Raw genomic sequence first — 18,512 nt, 5'->3', positions numbered from 1 at the left:
TTGAACTCAGATCAGTAAGCCAGACCCATACTGCGCGTGGTCTCGTCGCCTAAATAAACCCGAATGCTAAGGAAATCAGTGGGGCAGGCGGTTTCGCATCGCTTGCATCCCACACAATCTTCAGTGCGAGGAGATGCAGCGATCTGGCCGGATTTATGGCCATCCCAGGGAACCATCTCGAGAACATCGAGAGGGCATGCACGAACGCATTGGGTGCAACCAATGCATGTGTCGTAAATCTTGACAGCGTGAGACATGAGCCTGGTCCGGAACAAAAGGCTTGAATTAACGGTAACTGGCAAGACTCCTATTGAGACAAGTTCGACGTGTTGCCGTCACCGTTGTTAACCCCACTACCGCCAGCTCGTAGGATGCGTCGTCCCGTCTTCACGGCTATGTCCCAGGAAGCGATCCTTGAGAAAGTCCGTTCAATCGTTACGGAGCAACTGAGTGTTGAGGCCGGCGAAGTGAAGCCAGAATCGAGTTTTCAGAACGACCTTGGTGCCGACTCCCTAGACACCGTGGAACTCGTGATGGCCCTCGAAGAGGCCTTCGACATCGAGATCCCCGACGAGGCGGCTGAGGGCATCACAACCGTCGGTGACGCCGTCAAGTACATCGAAGACAAGCAAGCCTGAGGATCGGCATGATGGAGGATCTCCATCGGGTTGTGATCACCGGTCTCGGAGCGGTCACACCGATTGGCAACACGGTCGCGGACTATTTAGAAGGGTTGAAGACAGCCAACAATGGCGTAGGCGCCATCAGCCTGTTTGACGCGTCAGCCCATGCATGTCGCTTTGCCGCAGAGGTCAAAGACTTTGACCCAACCGGTTTCCTCGAAGCGAAGGAATCAAAAAGATGGGATCGATTCAGCAAATTCGGTGTAGTAGCAGCCAAGCAGGCAGTTGCTGATGCCGGTCTAAGCATCGCAGAGGAAAATTCCTCCCGCATCGGGGTGATTATTGGTTCAGGTGTTGGTGGTCTGCTCACCATGGAGACCCAAGCCCACGTTTTGAATGAGAAAGGTCCCGGTCGGGTCAGCCCATTCACAGTGCCGATGATGATCCCCAACATGGCTACTGGGCTTGCCGCCATTGCATTGGGGGCCAAAGGACCCAGCTCAGCAGTAGCCACAGCCTGTGCAGCTGGATCCAATGCCATCGGCGATGCTTTCCGGCTGCTGCAACTCGGCAAAGCTGATGTAATGGTATGTGGTGGTGCAGAAGCAAGCATCACGCCACTAGGTGTGGCTGGCTTCGCCAGTGCCAAGGCCCTCTCCTTCCGCAATGATGACCCCGCCACGGCTAGCCGTCCGTTCGATGCAGAACGAGATGGATTCGTCATCGGGGAAGGATCTGGCGTCCTGGTCCTTGAAACCCTTGAGCACGCCAAAAATCGCGATGCCACGATCCATGCTGAGATTGTGGGCTATGGCATCACCTGCGATGCCCACCACATCACCTCACCAACCCCTGGTGGCGTTGGTGGTGCAGAAGCAATCCGCCTGGCCCTAAAAGACGGACAGCTGGAGCCCACCAGCGTGGATTACATCAATGCCCATGGCACCAGTACTCCTGCCAATGACAGCAACGAAACAGCAGCCATCAAAAATGCTCTCGGTGAGAGGGCTTATCAGATTCCTGTGAGCTCCACAAAATCCATGACGGGTCACCTTCTTGGTGGATCGGGCGGCATTGAAGCTGTGGCGTGCGTGCTTGCCCTTCAGCACGGCATGGTGCCTCCCACCATTAATTACCTCAACCCAGATCCACAGTGTGATCTGGACTATGTCCCCAACATGGCCAGAGAACACAGATTAAGCGTGGTGCTCTCCAATTCCTTCGGCTTCGGCGGCCACAACGTCTGCCTCGCCTTCCGCCAAATGGCCTAAGCGGCTCTGCCGCCTCCATCCTTCAGACTCCCTGCTATCCCATCTCAACACCATGGTCGCTGCGACTGCTTCCCTAGATACGCTCTGCATCAACAGCATTCGCATGCTGGCCGTCGATGCGGTCAACAAGGCCAACAGCGGCCACCCTGGTCTTCCCATGGGCTGTGCCCCCATGGGCTACACCCTCTGGGACCAATTTCTGCATCACAACCCCAAGAATCCTCAGTGGTTCAACCGCGACCGCTTTGTCCTCTCAGCCGGTCACGGTTGCATGTTGGTTTACGCGCTGTTGCATCTCACCGGGTATGACTCGGTGAGCATCGAGGACATCAAGCAATTCCGCCAATGGGGCTCCCGCACTCCTGGACATCCCGAAACATTTGAGACCCCTGGAGTCGAAGTCACCGCAGGCCCCCTTGGTGCTGGGATCTCTAATGCCGTTGGCCTTGCGATCGCTGAAGCTCACCTTGCGGCCAAATTCAATAAACCCGAAGCAAAGATCGTTGATCACTACACCTACGTGGTGATGGGCGATGGCTGCAACCAAGAAGGTATTGCCTCGGAGGCCTGCTCCCTTGCCGGCCACCTCAAGCTAGGAAAACTGATCGCCCTCTACGACGACAACCACATCACGATCGACGGCCGCACAGACGTTTCCTTCACCGAAGACGTTCTCAAGCGCTACGAGGCCTATGGCTGGCATGTACAACATGTCGCCAATGGCGACACCGACGTGAATGCCATCGCCAAGGCGATCGCTGCCGCCAAGGCCGTGACCGATAAGCCGTCCATTATCAAGGTGACCACCACCATTGGTTACGGCTCCCCTAACAAAAGCGACACTGCCGGCGTGCATGGGGCGCCCCTTGGCGAAGAAGAAGCCACTCTCACTCGCCAACAACTGGGATGGAACTATGGCCCTTTTGAAATTCCCCAAGAGGCCTACGACCAGTACCGCAAGGCCATAGATCAAGGCGCTCGCCTTGAATCTGAGTGGAATCAAGCACTCGCCAACTACAGAAGTCAATACCCAAATGAAGCAGCTGAATTCGAGCGGATGTTGCGCGGTGAACTTCCCAAGGGGTGGGACAAAGATCTACCGACCTATACCCCTGAAGACAGCGGCCTCGCAACGCGTAAGCACTCCCAGATCTGCCTCGGCGCGCTGGGGCCAAATCTGCCCGAACTGATTGGCGGTTCTGCCGACCTCACTCACTCCAATTACACCGATATCAAAGGTGAAACCGGCTCCTTCCAAAAGGAAACACCCGAAAAGCGTTATCTACATTTCGGTGTGCGCGAGCACGCCATGGCCGCCATCCTCAATGGCATCGCGTACCACAACAGTGGTCTAATCCCCTACGGCGGAACCTTCCTGGTTTTTGCTGACTACATGCGCGGCTCAATGCGCCTTTCAGCCTTAAGTGAGCTTGGAGTGATCTACGTACTCACCCATGACTCAATCGGCGTCGGTGAAGATGGGCCTACCCACCAACCGGTCGAAACCATTCCCTCCCTGCGCGCCATGCCAAACATGCTGGTGTTCCGTCCCGGAGATGGTAATGAGACCAGCGGAGCGTACAAATTAGCCATCCAGAATCGCAAACGCCCCAGCTCTCTTTGCCTGAGCCGTCAGGGCATGGCCAACCAAGCCAATTCATCCATCGAAAATGTCGCTCTCGGCGGCTACGTACTGGAAGATTGCGAAGGAACAGCTGATCTGATCCTGATCGGTACAGGCACAGAGCTTGACCTTTGCGTGCAAGCCGCCAAGCAACTCAGTGCTGAAGGCCACAAGATTCGCGTGGTCTCGATGCCTTGCATAGAACTTTTTGAAGAACAGAGCAGCGCATACAAACAAGAGGTGCTGCCAAACGCTGTACGCAAGCGCATCGTGGTGGAAGCCGCCGAATCATTTGGCTGGCACAAGTACATCGGCCTTGATGGCGACAGTGTGACCATGAACAGCTTTGGCGCTTCTGCACCAGGTGGCACATGCATGGAGAAGTTTGGCTTCACCGTAGAGAATGTGGTGGCGAAGTCAAAAGCGTTGCTGAATTGATCTGCAAGTTAATCAATAGCTCTAGCAAGCCTCGTTTCTGCTCCGCATCTCTACTGGTGCGGAGCTTTTTTCTTGGTATCAAGTGAGCAGACATCTCCGCCTAGACTCAGATCTAAATATCTAACACTGAAGCCTTGCAACCGACTCGCAATCTTGTTACCGGAGGCGCAGGTTTTCTTGGCTCTCATCTAGTCGACAGGCTCATGCAGGCGGGGGAAGAAGTCATTTGCCTCGACAACTATTTCACTGGGCGCAAAGTCAATGTTGCGCAATGGATCGAGCATCCACGCTTCGAATTAATCAGACACGATGTCACCGAACCAATCAAGCTCGAAGTTGATCGGATCTGGCATCTGGCATGCCCTGCATCACCGGTTCACTATCAGTTTAATCCAATTAAAACAGCCAAAACCAGTTTTCTTGGTACCTACAACATGCTGGGCCTCGCTCGCAGGGTAGGCGCACGCCTACTACTCGCAAGCACAAGCGAGGTTTACGGCGACCCAGAAATTCATCCCCAACCAGAAAGCTATCGCGGTTGCGTTAACACAATCGGGATTCGCAGCTGTTACGACGAGGGAAAGCGCATTGCAGAAACACTCTGCTTCGACTACCAGCGCATCCATGCCACGGAGATCAGAGTGATGCGCATCTTCAACACCTATGGCCCCCGAATGTTGCCAGATGATGGCAGGGTGGTGAGCAACTTCATCATGCAGGCACTTCGTGGTGAACCACTAACCCTCTACGGAGATGGCCTACAAACGCGTTCATTCTGTTATGTGGATGATCTCATCGAAGGCATGTTGCGCCTAATGAACAGTGATACAACTGGACCCATTAACATCGGCAATCCCAGTGAATTCACGATTCGCCAACTAGCAGAGTTAGTTCGCAATAGTATCCAACCCAATCTGCCTTTGATCTCAAAGCCCTTGCCTCAAGACGATCCAATGCAACGCCAGCCAATAATCGACTTAGCCCAAAAGCAACTGGACTGGAAGCCACGCATTACACTTGAAGATGGACTAACAAGAACGATCGACTGGTTTCGCAAGCAACTATGAAACAATGGACCAATAGAATTCACCCTGGCCTCGGCAAATTCAAATATTAGCCATCAACTAGACAACCCCATTTATCAAAACAAACCATCAGAAATAACACGGATTTACTAACAGACAAGCACTAAAGAAAATATTGATTCTATGCCCGGAAGGAGATTGCCTTGCCGAGCATCGAAGGATGCTAAAATAGCAAGCGGTCAACCAACGCTTAGAGATGGCAGAGACTGCCAGCTTATCAATAATATTGCCTGCTTTCAATGAAAGGGATAATATTTGCACCATCATCGAATCAATCATTGATCTATCCTTGCAATACAAGTTAGAGATTATCGTTGTAGATGATGATTCGCCAGATGGCACCTCTGAGGTGGTATTGGAATTGGCTCGTCAATATTCATTCATCCGATTAGTTAGGCGTGTAGGCAGAAGTGGTCTTTCCAGTGCCATCAAAGAAGGACTCTTAAATGCTTGCCATGAATATGCTCTTGTCATGGATTGCGATGGTCAACATCCTACGTCAGCCATCAAACAATCAATAAGTCATCTAAGAGGCAAAGGCTTAGATCTTGTTGTTGGCAGCAGGTTTCTTCAAGGTTCTGCAATCAATGGTCTCACCAATGATCGAGAAAGTGCTTCTACTTTTGCAAACTTTCTTGCCAAAAAAAGTATCTCAAAAAGATATCGTCATTTAACTGATTACATGAGTGGATTTTTTGCAGTCGACTTGAAGCAGGCCATGCCAATCATTCGCTCTGTTGATGTCAATGGCTTTAAGTTCCTATATGAATTATTGGCCAAAAGCAATGGAGCCTTATTGGTTGGCGAGGTACCCCTGATCTTCGAGAAGAGGCTTCATGGAAGCTCTAAACTGGATATCGCAGTCGCATGGGATTTCTTATTATCATTTCTACATTCAATTAGCCTAAAGCTTATTCCTCGTCGCGCAATAAGCTTTGCGCTCGTTGGCCTAAGTGGTGTTTTCGTACAGCTGTTTAGTGTTTTTATTCTCACCAATATACTTGCTTATTCCTTTCAATCCTCTCTGCCTATTGCTGTCATATTAGCAGCAACATCTAATTACTTAATCAACAATATTTTGACTTTTAGGTTTGCACGCCTTAATGGCTTGAAATTAATAAAGGGCCTTACAAAGTTTTTACTTGTTTCCTCTTTACCATTCGTGGCCAATATTGGTTTGGCATCTGCTTATTACGAGCACATCTCTTCCAACGAGCTGATCGCACAACTGCTTGGCATCATCTTTGCCTTTACTTGGAACTATGTGGCAAGCAGCAAATTTGTTTGGAATACTCCATAGCCATATAACTTATGCTCTTCATTGGTGACACACAAAATATTTTAGGGCAATGCCATTTCAGACTTGCAATTGAATTGACGCATCTATCTCGTATGACTCAACATAGTCTCCAGCCATTCTATATGCTCTCGAGACAGATTTTCATTTATAGGATACTTGCTTCAGTCCGCAGATCTAGAAATGATCAATGTGCTGACATGCATTCAACCCTAGATTCACATCATAATGCCCCTGGGAAAAATCGCAAACTGCAACAATTATAAGTGATGATTTAAAGGCTCATGATGTTAAAGGGAGCTTGGATTGAGTTTGTCTTCTCGATACGTAATGCCTGCACGATTTCATCGGTGTTCAGCAACAGTGTTGTCAAAGCGAACTAAATCTATCCAAATGAACTCAACTTTGAACAGATCCAGGAGGTTCCAGGCGTACCGCAAACCACTGCAGGCAGAGACCTTGGCCCACCTCCAGCTCACAAGCTGTATCAAGCAACCGCTGGGCCGCTGAAGCGAGTGAGTTCTGACTCTGCAAATCCTCTGGCAAGACATCCAAACTCTGGAGCCAAGCCTGCAGCCAAACAAGTGTGTCAGCAGCGCTCAGAAGCCGCTCAGGCTGGCCAGGCTCCAAAACAACGTAGTGATCAGAATCACGAATCAAGGGATCAGACATTAGACAGCCATTTCTGCATCGATGTTCAAGCAAGGCTCATCGGACTGAGTCATCCGTCTCAAGCAATAACAACTCAAGCTGATCCCTCCAGTGGAATAAGGGCTGCAGCCGCGGGTGATCACTCAGGCCGAACACACCTTTACCGGCAAGTGCTGCCCCAGCCGAGGCTGGAAAACGCATTAAAGAAATCTGAGCGGCTACAGCTAAATCAGCCAAACTCATCGCATCTCCTACTAGCCAGGACCTTTTCTGCATCAAATCAGCCAATTGTTCGAGGCTCGCTAATAACTCAACCCTCTCTGCCTGGCCAATGATCTCAGAGGCACCGTTCAATAACCCCCCCGGGAGATCTCCCATGACCTGACGCAAGGGAGTTGGCAGATCTTCTGGAAGAAGAGCTAAACGCAACTCAGAGTCCAAGGCTGCAGCCTGCAACAAGGCTGACCGGCCTGCCCGCGCCAATGTCGTATCAGCCCAATCTTCAATCAAGTACACCTGCGCGGCCTGCTGTGGATCAACCGGAATGAGGGCTGGTTCCGGCTGCTTAGCCTCGAGATGTCGAGCAATGGTGCTGGAATCTGCCAAAACAACATCGCCATCGACAAGTACCGGGACCTGACGCTGACCTGACAAGCGAAACACGTTGAGCTGTCCTAGCCCGGGGGTAACTTCCACCACCTGGTAAGTCAAACCCTTGGCCTGCAAGACCATCCGCACCTTGAGACAGAAGGCGGAATGGCGGAATTGATGCAGTTCCATCATCGTTTGCTCTGCCAAAAGAACGGCAGAGTAGCTAACAGCTTCAAAAGCCCGCTAAGGCAAAAAGGGCAATGATCGAATTTGGCTTTCGGCTGAGAGTGGAAAATGAAAAGAGCTGTTTTATACAAATTCAATCAAGTCAGGCCAATGCAATCGGCTTTGAAAGTTAGCCAAATGGCTGTATTTCAAGACACCAATTAAACAGTTTCTTCTAGGTAAATAATTAATTTAGCAACCGCAAATGGTGCATGCTGAGCAATGAATTAACAGAAATTTGCGACGCGCCGAAGAGAAGTGTTCCAGATTTCTTCCCCTTTAACGGCTTCGCTAATTGCCTTTTCTTGAGCAACACTGCCTACGGCTATCGCCAGAATGGCCGCACCAACTGAGCTGAGATCTGAGCCCCCCGCTGGCCGCTCTAAGCAATAGAGGCAACAGCAAGCCCTAAGACGCTGCACTGCGGTCTCTCAAAGGAACTACCGCAGTGCCTTCTACCTCACTAAACTAACGTCGTATAACTGGTCACACTGAGAATGCACGATACCGGCAACCTTCGCGCTCAGGTGATCTGTGACTTCAGAAGTAGCTTCATCCTCACTTTGGGCTAACCCATTTCCCAAAAACCCTCTGCAATAACTGAAGATGAGAGAGTTATTTCTCAACTTGTCACGCTATCCGCGATACCTCATCGCCTTCTGTCTTGGTTTGCTCAACAACTACATCGAGCCACTCGCCAAGCGTCGCAGTAATCCCGTCACTGCAATAGCCATCATTGGGGCCCTAATAAGTGGATTGATCAGCATTGTCTTAATCATGCATGCCATGGTGTATCCAACATCACTGGCATAGATATGGCACCTGGACGACGGGTGGAGCGGGTCGCTGCCCTAATTCGCCGAGAGACAAGCGAATTACTCATCCATGGCATCCGCGACGAACGGGTGCATCAGGGCATGGTGAGTATTACGAATGTGGAAGTCTCCGGCGATCTACAGCACTGCAAGATTTTTGTGAGCATTTACGGCGAAGAGATCCAACGCTCTGAAGTGCTAGAGGGTCTAGAGGCCGCCAGTGGTTTCCTCAGAGGCGAGCTTGGCCGCAGATTGCAGATGCGACGTGCACCTGAAGTGCACTTTCATTTGGATCGCGGAATCGAGAAGGGAACTTCGGTACTGAATCTTCTTGAGCAATTGGAACAACAGCGAGAAACCCTTGAAGAAGTGCCATCAGAGAGTGATCAACCAACCACTTACGAGACAACAACTGTCAACAAAACGTGAACCCGCCGATCCAGAGCCCCCTTCGACGTCAAGTCGCTGAGTTGCTGGTGGTGCGAGCAAGTGGTCATGCCAGCGATGACCAACGCCGTTATCCAAAATGGGAACTAAGCAACGCTGAGCTAAAACGTCTGCTCGCTGAAGGTGTGGGCGGTGTGATTTTGCTGGGCGGCACAAGCACCGAAATAAGGCATCGCTGCAAGAGACTTCGACAATGGGCGAGAGCACCCCTCCTGTTATGTGCCGATGTGGAAGAGGGTGTCGGTCAACGCTTTGAAGGCGGCACTTGGCTCGTACCGCCCATGGCCCTTGGACGGCTTTATCAAGAAGACCAAGGTCGTGCTGTCAATCTGGCCGAGCGCTACGGCCGCTGCACAGGACACCAAGCTCGACGCTGCGGACTCAACTGGGTGTTAGCACCCGTCTGCGATGTCAACAACAACCCAGCCAACCCTGTCATCAATGTGCGGGCATGGGGAGAAGACACTGCCACCGTCTCTTCTTTGGCCTGTGCTTTCCAACAAGGTCTTGCAGCAGAAGGTGTGCTGGGATGCGCCAAACACTTCCCAGGTCATGGCAATACGGGAATGGATTCCCATCTGCAGTTGCCTGTACTGGATGACAACCTCCGCCAGCTTGTGGAGCTTGAACTCGTGCCTTTCCAGGCAGTCATGAAAGCCGGCATCGACAGCGTCATGACGGCCCATCTATTGATGCGAAACCTCGACGCCTCCTGTCCGGCGACCCTGTCTCCAGCTGTTCTCCAAGACCTTTTACGCCGCCAACTCAAGTTCGAGGGATTGGTCGTGACCGATGCCCTGGTCATGCGAGCAATCACTCAGTCCTATAGCGCTGGCGAAGCCGCCGTGATGGCCTTTGCCGCCGGTGCTGACCTGATTTTAATGCCCGAGAACGCAGATGACGCTATCGAGGCCCTATGCGAGGCCCTCCAGTCGGGCCAAATTCCAATGCAACGCTTGCAAGCCTCCCAAGAACGCCGGCGAGAAGCCTTACAAAAGGTTGCTACCTCCACTGCAAAGCTGACCCTCAAAGACAGCACAAGCATTGACAAACCCCTGGAACGAGATGAAGACCGTGCTCTCGCCAGAGAACTGGTGACTGCATCGCTAAAAATCCACCATCCAGGACCGGTCACCCCAACTGAGTCAGGCATCAATCTCCTGCGGGTGGATGGAGTCTTGCCCTGCTCGGTACTCGCAGCCACGGCCCCAGCACTCGTACTGCCCTCTGAAGCTGGATTTCAAAGTTTGCTCTGTCACCCCCTAGGGATCTCTCCCTGGCAAGACGACCCAGATCAGCCTTTAGCTCTTGAACGATTGGGCAGCGGCCCAATAATGCTGCAACTTTTCTTACGCGGGAACCCCTTCCGTGGCGACCAGGATCGCCACGAACCATGGGTGGCAACCGTCAAGCAACTCCAACAGCAAAAACGCCTCGCAGGCCTAGTTGTCTACGGCAGTCCTTACATCTGGGATGAGCTGATTGAAGTGTTAAATATCGACATCCCCGCGGCTTACAGCCCTGGTCAGATGCCTGAAGCGCAGCGCCAGGTTCTTACCTGCCTGCTACAACCTGCGCAGGTGCAATCAAGTGCCCAAACGCCGCTGTTCCAAGACTTCACTGACTGACGTCTATATCCTCGAGCCAACCTACGAACCAGCTCCAATGCTCAGCCTCTCGATGGTCGTACGCAACGAAGAGAGTCGCCTGGGAGCCTGCCTGGCGTCCGTGAAAGGGTTCGTAGACGAAATCGTGCTAGTCGACACGGGGTCCACGGATGCAACAGTGGCCATAGCTGAAGCCGCCGGTGCACGAATAGAGCACCTGCCGTGGCCAGGGGACTTTGCCCCAGCCCGTAATGCCGCCCTGAACCTGATCACGGGGGATTGGGTGCTTGTTCTTGATGCCGATGAACAACTACGCGCTGAGGCCATCTCAGGCCTACAAAACTTGATGGCTCAGCCAGATGTTCTGGTGATAAACCTGCTGCGCTTTGAGCAGGGAGCAACGATGGCCCCTTATTCAAACGTCAGCCGTCTGTTCCGCCGACACCCGCGAATCCACTGGAGCCGCCCCTACCACTCCATGATTGACGACAGCGTGAGGGATCTGCTCAGCGAAGAACCCCATTGGCGCATCGTCGATTACCTTGAGCCGGCTTTGCTCCACGAAGGCTACCGGCCAGATCTACTCCAAAGCAGCAACAAATCCCAACGGTTGAGGACAGCAATGGAGGCCTGGCTGGCTGAGCATCCAGGCGATCCGTATACCTGTGCAAAACTCGGCGCTCTCGAGGTGGACGAAGGGCAAAAAGAACGCGGCATCCAGCTCTTGCGGCAAGGCCTAAAGCAGAACGAAAACACGAATGCCAATCCGATCGAACGCTACGAACTTCTTCTGCACCTAGGCATTGCCCTTGCCCAAGACGATCCCCAAGGAGCCGTCACGGCCTACCGCGAAGCCGTGGCTCTACCCATGGACATCAGAGTGAGCCTGGGAGCTCGCCTCAACCTGGCAGCCCTGCTCATGCAACAAGAGCTACTGGATGAAGCCATCGCACTCACCACCACCGCGACCCAACAAGCCCCGGAAGTCGCTCTGGCGTGGTACAACCTCGGATTAATGCAGCGTCGCCGAGGCAATCTTGTAGAAGCCTTATACGCCTACGAACAAGCGAAACAACTCAATCCTGAGCATGCTGAGACCCACCAAAATCATGCGGTTGCGATGCTCGTCGCTGGGGACATCAATGGTGCCCGCAACAGCTTTAGCAAGGCTATTACGCTGCTGCAGCGTCAAGGACGAAGCAAGGAAAGCGAAGGGCTGCGCCATCAGGTAGCGGGCATTGTGAAACTAAATGAGGAAGAGAAATGAGCAGCAAACCCATAGCTCCCCTTCATGGCTGCACAATCATCATGACCCGTGCCCAGGAGCAACAGAGTGAGGCTCGGAGTCGACTTCAGGCCCTTGGATCGAACGTTCTTGATCTGCCCGCTCTTGTAATTGGCCCACCCGACGATTGGCAACCCCTCGATGATGCCTTAGCCGACATCAAGACTTTCCACTGGTTGGTTTTCTCCAGCGCCAATGGAGTACGGGCCGTTGAAGAACGGCTTCAGCGGATCGGCCGATCTCTTGCTAATCGTCCCAAGGGACTAAAACTTGCAGCAGTAGGCCGCAAAACAGCCCAATATCTTGAACACCTAGGAGCTGCGGTTGATTTTGTTCCCCCAAACTTTGTGGCTGACAGCCTGATCAATCATTTCCCAGTGTCAGGCTTTGGACTGAAGATGCTGCTGCCAAGAGTCCAGAGCGGTGGCCGCACCATTCTGGGAGAAGCCTTCCGGGAAAGCGGAGCACACGTGATTGAAGTAGCAGCTTATGAATCCCGTTGCCCAGAAGCAATCCCGGAGGACACGGCCACAGCCCTCGCAAACAGCAATGTGGATGCAATTGCTTTCAGCAGCGGCAAAACCGCTGCACACACAGCAAGTTTGCTCAGCCATCGTTTTGGTAGCGACTGGCTGCAGCAGCTTCAAACAGTCAAAGTTATCTCCATTGGCCCCCAGACAAGCCTCAGCTGTGAGCAGCATTTTGGAAGGGTCGATCAAGAAGCCGATCCCCATGACCTTGAGGGGCTTGTCAGTGCTTGTGTTAAAGCATGCAGGTCGGAGACTGAGACTTGCCCCCCTGGCTCAGGGTGATGCAGCCGCGCTGAACGTCGATCGATAGCAGCGACCAGCTTGGAGGTAACAGCTGGTCCGCCTCAACTTGACCGGGGCAAAGACCTCCAGGCCCCACGCACAATGCTCCTGATCCATCTGATGTTTGAACCAATGCCCGCTGCTGCCCGCCAACAACCAGGACACCTTTCAGGATGAATCCATTTGAAGTTGTTGAGCCAACAAGCGGTTGAAAAGGATCCCTTCGACCTGCGAGCACTCGCTCTTGAACCTCTGTGGCCGAAGGCAGTGGTGTGAGCCGATCAGAAAGATCAATCGGCATCACAAACTGCTCAGAACGATCCGTAGCCGATCGCGGTGTTGTAGCCAACTTCTCGGTAGTAGTGCGATCGGTACTGCATCCCGTTAGCGCAACCGTGAGCAGGATCAATGCACTCCTCAACCGCCAGACGGCTGTCCTCGAGTACTCAGGAGGAAACGCAGTAACCGCTTTCCACAAGATCCCTAAATCTGTCAAGATTGGCCTGGAGCTCACGAGTAACAATCCCTCCCAGGATGCTCGGTTCCATCAAGGGTGCCAAGGGCCTCGGCAACTCGTAAGTAACGCTCAATTTCACAGCTGTACGGTTCTCGCTCTCCGGATAAAAACGCACAGCTCCTTTCGTAGGTAGCCCTCCGATCGATTCCCATTGCAACTGCTGCCCTTCAACCTGCTTGCTGATCCTTGCCTGCCAATGGAAACGAAAGCCCTGAGCAGCCAAGGTCCAATCCGTGAGGCTTGGATCCTCCAGGGTTTTGACAGATTCAATCCAGTTCATCCAGCGGGGCATGGCCTCGAGATCCATCCAGACAGCCCATACCTGCTCAACGGGAGCATTGATATCGCTAGTGACTGTGTGTTCAAGCCAGCGTCCCATCGTTAAGCCACCGCCTGATTGGTGGCCAACTTGGCTGGTTGATGAAGGATCGCCGCCGCCGCCAAATGGCCACTCATCGTGGCACCCTCCATTGAGTCGATGTAATCCTGGCGGGTATAACTCCCCGCCAAAAAGAAATTGCTGACAGGCGTGGACTGATCTGGTCTATAAGGCTCCATCCCTGGAGCTTCTCGATAAAGAGACTGAGCAAGTTTGACGACGTTGCTCCACACCAGCTTGAGAGAAAGAGACGAAGGGAACAATTCACGCACTTGAGCATCGGTGTGCGAAACAATCGTCTCTAAGGATTTAGAAATCCAGGGGTCACCAGGAGTGAGTACACATTGGAGTAAAGAGCCCAGACCCTCCCGGCGATAGTCCTCAGGACTCGCCAAAGCCAGATCCGCAAAGCAGCTGAAATCTGCATCAGCTGTATACAAAAGATTATCCAAGCCAACAGGACTCCGGAGATCCCGGCGTGCAGCCTCGTGAATGGGGTCATTACCCAACTCAGTCACCCAGCCGTCGTAACGGAGCTGCACGGTGGCGACTGGCACGGCTTGGAGCTTGTAGATGTCATCAAATTGGGGGAACTTACGCCATGCTTCAGGAAGCAAGCGCTGAATGCCTGGCACATCGCAAGCGGCCAAATAGCAATCAGCTTCAACCATGACATCCCCGTCTGGTGTGCCAAGGCTTAGCCCGGTAACCACGGGAGCTTCGTCATCGCGAAAGTGCACCTCACGAACACGATGGCGGAGATGAAGACGACCACCCCTTGCCTGGATGTAATCAAGAATCGGCGCGGTAAGCCAACGATGAGGGGAGCCTTTAAGCAAATTCAGCTTGGATGCTTCCGTACGAGCTGCAAACATCATGAAAATGGTGAGCATGCAACGGGCAGAGATCGCCTCACAGTCGATAAAGCCCAGGGCATAGGCAACCGGGTTCCACATGCGCTGAATGCTCTGCAGGCTGCCGCCATGACTGAGAAACCACTGTTGAAAACTCACTGCATCGAGAGCACGGATTGTGCTCATGGCCCCCTCGTAATCCACCAGGCCCCTAACAATGGGACTCGTTCCCAGAGCAAGGGCATTGCGCAATTTATCGATCCAGTTCAGCTGAGGAGTCGTAAAAAAAGCCTTAAGACCGTTAAAAGGAGCCCCTAGGGCAAAACGAAAATCAAGAGATCGAAGATCACCGCCACGATTGACGAACAAATGGGTGTGGTCCTTTGGCAGCAGATTGTCAATTGCACCCACCTTGCGCATCAGCGCAAAAAGATTGGCGTAATTGAAAAAGAAAACATGCAACCCCATTTCGACATGGTTGCCATCTGGATCTTCCCAACTACCAACCTTGCCACCAATGAACGGCCGAGCTTCGTAGAGATCCACGGTATGACCGGCATCAACGAGATCAACAGCTGCAGCCAGTCCGGCAAGCCCAGCGCCCACAATGGCGACCCGCACGCGCTTCCTACAAAAATCCTTCCGACTCTATAAATATGGCGGATAGGTTGACTGAATTGGATAGTGCAACGAGAGACATCCCTCCATAAAATGAATTGAGGTCTGTGCCAGCACTGAATGACCAGCACCACTAATCCTGCAACCCACCACACCGCTACTGACGGCAAAGGCATCCAAATCACCAACACAGCTATGCAGCAGTTGGCCAGGCTCTGCCTTGAGAAGGGGAATGATCAGGTGCTGCGAGTAGGCGTGCGCTCGGGCGGCTGCAGCGGCATGAGCTACACCATGGATTTTGTACCCTCAGCCGATATCCAAGAAGGAGATGAGGTCTATGAGTACACCGCAACCGATGGCGCAAGTTTCCGTGTGATCTGCGATCCCAAAAGCCTGCTGTACATCTATGGGATGCAATTGGATTTCAGCACTGAAATGATTGGCGGCGGCTTCAATTTCACCAATCCCAACGCCAGCCAAACCTGCGGTTGCGGCAGCTCATTCGCTGTCTGAAGTCAATGGCCACCGCTCCGTGGGAATCTGAAGAGACCTAAGCAGTTCTGCTGCATCCGATGGCGTCCACCAACGAGAACCTCTTTGAAACAGCTATGGCCCGGTATCAGTCCGGAGCTGAAGCCAGTGAGCTGATCGAAGACTTCAAAACCATCACAGCAACGGCGCCCAATCAAGCGGCTGGCTGGACATGCCTAGCCTGGCTACAGCTTCTTAATGCGCAACCCGATGAGGCCCTGCGCACAGCGCGCACTGCGGTAAAGCTCAACGCCCAGGATCCCCAAGCTCGTATCAACCTCAGCCTGGCCCTGCTGGAAACCAACTCCAAGGGTGTACGAGATCAAATCGACATGGTGCAAAAAATTCTTGCTGTTGCACCGGAGTTTGCCAAAGACCTCAAGGACTCAATCGCCGATGGGTTACTTCGCAGACCAAATTGGCAGGCTTTGAAAAAAGTAAAGGCTTGGCTGGAGCTCTGATTTGGCGAAGCTGCTGCTGTTGAGTAATGGACACGGGGAAGACCTTTCCGGGGCCCTCCTAGGCAAGACCCTGCTCAACCTCGGCCATCAACTGGAGGCCCTGCCTTTGGTCGGTCATGGTCATGCCTATACCGAAGCAGGAATCAAAATCCTTGGACAGGCCAAAGCATTCAGCACAGGCGGGCTTGGATACACCAGTCTTCGAGGCAGGCTGACTGAACTGCTACAAGGCCAAGTGTTGTATCTCCTAAGGCGCCTGGGACGTTTGTTGCAGGTGGCACACCACTACGACCTGCTGGTGGTGATTGGCGATGTGATCCCTGTGATGGCAGCTTGGCTTAGCTGCCGTCCCGTCGCGATCTACCTAGTGGCTTACTCCAGTCACTATGAAGGTCGCCTGCGCTTGCCTTGGCCTTGTGGCAGCTGTCTGAGAAGCAAGCGGTTTTGGGGTGTATACAGCCGCGACGAGCTCACCGCAACAGACCTCACGGCTCAACTTCAACGCCCAGTGAGCTTTCTGGGCAATCCCTTTATGGATCCAGTCCTCACACCTCAAGCACGCTTACCAAGCTGCCGTTATCGCCTAGGACTTCTCCCTGGCAGCCGCCTCCCAGAACTAGAACACAACCTGCTGTTGCTGTTGGCGATGGTGGAATATCTTCCAGAACAACTACTAGCCAGCGATGAAATAAGCCTAGATCTTGCACTGGTCCCAGCTCTAGACGACAGCAGCCTGGCTCAATTAGTCGCTCAAAAAGGCTGGCAAATGCAACCTGGTATTGGCAACGCAACACTCACCAAGCTTGTGCTCGGTCAACGACACATCACCTTGCAACGCAACTGTTTCATTGCGGTCCTTCAGAGCAGCGACCTCCTGATCAGCATGGCGGGCACGGCGACTGAACAAGCGGTAGGACTCGCTAAGCCAGTGCTACAACTTCCAGGAATGGGGCCCCAGTTCACCGCCGCATTCGCAGAAGCTCAGCGCCGACTACTCGGGCCCACTGTGTTTTGTGCTGGTGGGAAGCCTGGCGAAGCGCTCAACCTGCAGAACACTGCCAAACTGACTCTGGAGCTCTTGAAACGCAGCCAAGCGGACCCTGACCTGCAACAACAATGCCAGAAGCAGGCCTTGCAAAGACTCGGGGTGGCAGGTGGCGGGCAACGATTAGCCCAAGCCATTACAAACATGCTCACTGAAAGACATCAATGACAACTCCTTCTGCCGATCCCCAATGGAAACAGTGGTTGGACCGACTGCTGATCATCGATGTGTTCCTAGTGATTGCCGGAGCACTCTGGTTTGTCACAGCGATCCTGGCCGCAAGCCAGGGAGTGGAGAAACCAATAGGACTGTTTCAGCAACTCTGGATGCCCCTATTTTTGCCCGCCATCAGCCTGTTAATGACCGCTGCCCTCATCAATGGGGTGTGGGCATGGTGGCTGCGGATAAGGCCTGGCATAGATCGGGATACTTAAACCTGAAACCCAACCCTGCAAGTCGTTCTGAGAACACCTGTTGACCCTCAAGGACGACACGAGCGCCATCCCCAAGCAAGATCTTGAGGAGCGGACCTGGAACCGGCAAGAGGCTTGGACGACCAAGAGTCTTGCCGAGAACCTCCGCGAACGAAGCCATAGGGACAGGCTCAGGAGCAACCCCATTCACCACACCGGACCAAGCCCGTTCCTTAAGAGCCTTTTCAATCAACTGACACAGATCAGTGCGATGAATCCAACTCATCCACTGAAGGCCACTGCCCACCGGACCACCAATACCAAGCCTGAACACTGGCAGCATCTTGCCTAGAGCCCCTCCGTCGGGCCCTAGAACGATGCCGATACGCACTACTACCAATCTGGTAGCAGACGGTTTAGCAGCCGCTGCAGCCTCCCACCGCTCACAAAGGTGAGAGAGGAAATCTTGTCCACAAGGACTCTTTTCCGTGAAGCAGCCATCTGGACTGGTGCCGTAATAGCCCACCGCAGAGGCATTCAAGAGCACTCTTGGTGGTGTCTTGAGTTGACTCATGGCTTTCACCAATGCCCTGGTTGTGTCCAAACGACTCGACTCCAGCTTCTGGCAATGAGCAGCTGTCCAGCGCTGCTCAGCGATCGGTTCTCCGGCCAGGTTCACCACTCCTTCGACTTGCGCCAAGGCAGTCAGTAGTGGGCCATCGAGCCAACTGTTTGGATCAGCGGGGTCGATCTGCAGCCACTCCAACTGCCCTGTCTGGCGCTCTTGATCGAACCCAGAGGCAGCCTTACGACTGACCAAGATCAACTGATGCTTGGCTGCCAACAACTGGGGGACCAACTCACGGCCGACAAAACCTGTGCAACCAACAAGTAGAAGGCGCATGAAAGAACTGAGGGCATTG

At 53.1% G+C, this 18,512-nt stretch carries 22 protein-coding genes; 14 read left to right on the top strand and 8 right to left on the bottom strand.

The window, feature by feature from the left end; genetic code table 11:
* Positions 1–11: 11 nt before the first annotated feature.
* Positions 12–257, bottom strand: a complete 246-nt coding sequence (gene psaC / locus SIB80_RS02850; protein WP_011827179.1) for a photosystem I iron-sulfur center protein PsaC — start codon at positions 255–257, stop codon at positions 12–14.
* A 138-nt stretch (positions 258–395) separates the two neighbouring features.
* Here psaC and acpP point away from each other — a divergent pair, with 138 nt between their 5' ends.
* The 5 genes from acpP to SIB80_RS02825 all read left to right on the top strand — a co-directional run bounded on the left by acpP (position 396) and on the right by SIB80_RS02825 (position 6,341).
* Complete coding sequence (acpP, locus tag SIB80_RS02845) at positions 396–638, top strand: acyl carrier protein (RefSeq protein ID WP_011131320.1); 243 nt, start codon at positions 396–398, stop codon at positions 636–638.
* Between the two features lie 8 nt (positions 639–646).
* A complete protein-coding gene (fabF, locus tag SIB80_RS02840; protein WP_063420530.1) occupies positions 647–1,894 on the top strand; it encodes a beta-ketoacyl-ACP synthase II in 1,248 nt (415 codons plus the stop codon).
* Positions 1,895–1,946: 52 nt separating this feature from the next.
* Complete coding sequence (gene tkt / locus SIB80_RS02835) at positions 1,947–3,956, top strand: transketolase (protein ID WP_063420531.1); 2,010 nt, start codon at positions 1,947–1,949, stop codon at positions 3,954–3,956.
* A gap of 134 nt (positions 3,957–4,090) precedes the next feature.
* Entirely contained in the window at positions 4,091–5,023 is a 933-nt protein-coding gene (locus SIB80_RS02830) for a UDP-glucuronic acid decarboxylase family protein (RefSeq protein ID WP_063420532.1), read from the top strand.
* Positions 5,024–5,237: 214 nt separating this feature from the next.
* Positions 5,238–6,341 carry a glycosyltransferase family 2 protein gene (locus tag SIB80_RS02825; protein ID WP_063420533.1) on the top strand — a complete coding sequence of 368 codons (1,104 nt, stop codon included), beginning with the start codon at positions 5,238–5,240 and terminating at the stop codon, positions 6,339–6,341.
* 396 nt (positions 6,342–6,737) lie between these two features.
* Here SIB80_RS02825 and SIB80_RS02820 read toward each other — a convergent pair whose 3' ends face one another.
* From SIB80_RS02820 to SIB80_RS02810, 3 genes are all read right to left on the bottom strand, one after another.
* Positions 6,738–7,010: a chlororespiratory reduction protein 7 gene (locus SIB80_RS02820; RefSeq protein ID WP_063420534.1), complete on the bottom strand. Its 273-nt coding sequence runs from the start codon at positions 7,008–7,010 to the stop codon at positions 6,738–6,740.
* Between the two features lie 36 nt (positions 7,011–7,046).
* On the bottom strand, positions 7,047–7,772 hold the full coding sequence (locus SIB80_RS02815; protein WP_063420843.1) for a glutathione S-transferase family protein: 726 nt from the start codon (positions 7,770–7,772) through the stop codon (positions 7,047–7,049).
* Positions 7,773–8,032: 260 nt separating this feature from the next.
* Positions 8,033–8,227 (bottom strand): hypothetical protein, encoded by a 195-nt coding sequence (locus tag SIB80_RS02810; protein WP_169190033.1) that lies wholly within the window; start codon positions 8,225–8,227, stop codon positions 8,033–8,035.
* 184 nt (positions 8,228–8,411) lie between these two features.
* Between SIB80_RS02810 and SIB80_RS02805 the strand changes: the two genes are divergently transcribed.
* From SIB80_RS02805 to SIB80_RS02785, 5 genes are read left to right on the top strand one after another with little or no spacing between them, the layout of a single operon-like run.
* Positions 8,412–8,618, top strand: coding sequence for a DUF751 family protein (locus SIB80_RS02805; protein WP_011827188.1), 207 nt, complete (start codon positions 8,412–8,414; stop codon positions 8,616–8,618).
* A 2-nt stretch (positions 8,619–8,620) separates the two neighbouring features.
* Positions 8,621–9,049: a 30S ribosome-binding factor RbfA gene (gene rbfA / locus SIB80_RS02800; RefSeq protein WP_063420535.1), complete on the top strand. Its 429-nt coding sequence runs from the start codon at positions 8,621–8,623 to the stop codon at positions 9,047–9,049.
* On the top strand, positions 9,046–10,695 hold the full coding sequence (locus SIB80_RS02795) for a glycoside hydrolase family 3 N-terminal domain-containing protein (protein ID WP_063420536.1): 1,650 nt from the start codon (positions 9,046–9,048) through the stop codon (positions 10,693–10,695). The genes rbfA and SIB80_RS02795 overlap by 4 nt, the downstream gene beginning before the upstream one ends.
* Before the next feature lie 37 nt (positions 10,696–10,732).
* Positions 10,733–11,941: a glycosyltransferase gene (locus SIB80_RS02790; protein WP_205909578.1), complete on the top strand. Its 1,209-nt coding sequence runs from the start codon at positions 10,733–10,735 to the stop codon at positions 11,939–11,941.
* Positions 11,938–12,771: a uroporphyrinogen-III synthase gene (locus SIB80_RS02785; RefSeq protein ID WP_063420538.1), complete on the top strand. Its 834-nt coding sequence runs from the start codon at positions 11,938–11,940 to the stop codon at positions 12,769–12,771. The genes SIB80_RS02790 and SIB80_RS02785 overlap by 4 nt, the downstream gene beginning before the upstream one ends.
* On the opposite strand, the gene SIB80_RS02780 is transcribed toward SIB80_RS02785, so the two are convergent.
* Genes SIB80_RS02780 through zds form a run of 3 tightly spaced genes read right to left on the bottom strand, consistent with a single transcriptional unit; the run spans position 12,722 to position 15,142 of the window.
* Positions 12,722–13,192 carry a hypothetical protein gene (locus SIB80_RS02780; protein WP_063420539.1) on the bottom strand — a complete coding sequence of 157 codons (471 nt, stop codon included), beginning with the start codon at positions 13,190–13,192 and terminating at the stop codon, positions 12,722–12,724. The two genes, SIB80_RS02785 and SIB80_RS02780, sit on opposite strands and share 50 nt — an antisense overlap.
* A 25-nt stretch (positions 13,193–13,217) precedes the next feature.
* Positions 13,218–13,667 carry an SRPBCC family protein gene (locus SIB80_RS02775; RefSeq protein WP_063400993.1) on the bottom strand — a complete coding sequence of 150 codons (450 nt, stop codon included), beginning with the start codon at positions 13,665–13,667 and terminating at the stop codon, positions 13,218–13,220.
* 2 nt (positions 13,668–13,669) lie between these two features.
* Positions 13,670–15,142 carry a 9,9'-di-cis-zeta-carotene desaturase gene (gene zds / locus SIB80_RS02770; protein ID WP_063420540.1) on the bottom strand — a complete coding sequence of 491 codons (1,473 nt, stop codon included), beginning with the start codon at positions 15,140–15,142 and terminating at the stop codon, positions 13,670–13,672.
* Positions 15,143–15,259: 117 nt separating this feature from the next.
* On the opposite strand from zds, the gene SIB80_RS02765 reads away from it, so the two are divergent.
* From SIB80_RS02765 to SIB80_RS02750, 4 genes are read left to right on the top strand one after another with little or no spacing between them, the layout of a single operon-like run.
* Positions 15,260–15,652, top strand: a complete 393-nt coding sequence (locus tag SIB80_RS02765) for a HesB/IscA family protein (RefSeq protein WP_011827196.1) — start codon at positions 15,260–15,262, stop codon at positions 15,650–15,652.
* Between the two features lie 59 nt (positions 15,653–15,711).
* Positions 15,712–16,131 carry a hypothetical protein gene (locus SIB80_RS02760; protein ID WP_063396758.1) on the top strand — a complete coding sequence of 140 codons (420 nt, stop codon included), beginning with the start codon at positions 15,712–15,714 and terminating at the stop codon, positions 16,129–16,131.
* Between the two features lies 1 nt (position 16,132).
* On the top strand, positions 16,133–17,344 hold the full coding sequence (locus SIB80_RS02755) for a lipid-A-disaccharide synthase-related protein (protein ID WP_063420541.1): 1,212 nt from the start codon (positions 16,133–16,135) through the stop codon (positions 17,342–17,344).
* Complete coding sequence (locus SIB80_RS02750) at positions 17,341–17,610, top strand: hypothetical protein (protein ID WP_011131337.1); 270 nt, start codon at positions 17,341–17,343, stop codon at positions 17,608–17,610. The genes SIB80_RS02755 and SIB80_RS02750 overlap by 4 nt, the downstream gene beginning before the upstream one ends.
* On the opposite strand, the gene SIB80_RS02745 is transcribed toward SIB80_RS02750, so the two are convergent.
* On the bottom strand, positions 17,552–18,493 hold the full coding sequence (locus SIB80_RS02745) for a TIGR01777 family oxidoreductase (protein ID WP_063420542.1): 942 nt from the start codon (positions 18,491–18,493) through the stop codon (positions 17,552–17,554). The two genes, SIB80_RS02750 and SIB80_RS02745, sit on opposite strands and share 59 nt — an antisense overlap.
* Positions 18,494–18,512 lie beyond the last annotated feature (19 nt).

Source organism: Prochlorococcus sp. MIT 1327 (genome assembly GCF_047304785.1).
In the GTDB taxonomy this organism is placed as follows: domain Bacteria; phylum Cyanobacteriota; class Cyanobacteriia; order PCC-6307; family Cyanobiaceae; genus Prochlorococcus; species Prochlorococcus marinus_D.
The sequence above is the reverse complement of the archived record's forward strand: the minus strand, read 5'-3'. Positions and strand labels throughout refer to the sequence as shown.

Excerpts from the sequence above, each read along its gene's own strand:
- psaC (WP_011827179.1), bottom strand. The coding sequence starts at position 257 with ATGTCTCACGCTGTCAAGATTTACGACACATGCATTGGTTGCACCCAA.
- acpP (WP_011131320.1), top strand. The coding sequence starts at position 396 with ATGTCCCAGGAAGCGATCCTTGAGAAAGTCCGTTCAATCGTTACGGAG.
- fabF (WP_063420530.1), top strand. The coding sequence starts at position 647 with ATGATGGAGGATCTCCATCGGGTTGTGATCACCGGTCTCGGAGCGGTC.
- tkt (WP_063420531.1), top strand. The coding sequence starts at position 1,947 with ATGGTCGCTGCGACTGCTTCCCTAGATACGCTCTGCATCAACAGCATT.
- SIB80_RS02825 (WP_063420533.1), top strand. The coding sequence starts at position 5,238 with ATGGCAGAGACTGCCAGCTTATCAATAATATTGCCTGCTTTCAATGAA.
- SIB80_RS02820 (WP_063420534.1), bottom strand. The coding sequence starts at position 7,010 with ATGTCTGATCCCTTGATTCGTGATTCTGATCACTACGTTGTTTTGGAG.
- SIB80_RS02815 (WP_063420843.1), bottom strand. The coding sequence starts at position 7,772 with ATGATGGAACTGCATCAATTCCGCCATTCCGCCTTCTGTCTCAAGGTG.
- SIB80_RS02805 (WP_011827188.1), top strand. The coding sequence starts at position 8,412 with ATGAGAGAGTTATTTCTCAACTTGTCACGCTATCCGCGATACCTCATC.
- rbfA (WP_063420535.1), top strand. The coding sequence starts at position 8,621 with ATGGCACCTGGACGACGGGTGGAGCGGGTCGCTGCCCTAATTCGCCGA.
- SIB80_RS02790 (WP_205909578.1), top strand. The coding sequence starts at position 10,733 with ATGCTCAGCCTCTCGATGGTCGTACGCAACGAAGAGAGTCGCCTGGGA.
- SIB80_RS02785 (WP_063420538.1), top strand. The coding sequence starts at position 11,938 with ATGAGCAGCAAACCCATAGCTCCCCTTCATGGCTGCACAATCATCATG.
- SIB80_RS02775 (WP_063400993.1), bottom strand. The coding sequence starts at position 13,667 with ATGGGACGCTGGCTTGAACACACAGTCACTAGCGATATCAATGCTCCC.
- SIB80_RS02765 (WP_011827196.1), top strand. The coding sequence starts at position 15,260 with ATGACCAGCACCACTAATCCTGCAACCCACCACACCGCTACTGACGGC.
- SIB80_RS02760 (WP_063396758.1), top strand. The coding sequence starts at position 15,712 with ATGGCGTCCACCAACGAGAACCTCTTTGAAACAGCTATGGCCCGGTAT.
- SIB80_RS02750 (WP_011131337.1), top strand. The coding sequence starts at position 17,341 with ATGACAACTCCTTCTGCCGATCCCCAATGGAAACAGTGGTTGGACCGA.
- SIB80_RS02745 (WP_063420542.1), bottom strand. The coding sequence starts at position 18,493 with ATGCGCCTTCTACTTGTTGGTTGCACAGGTTTTGTCGGCCGTGAGTTG.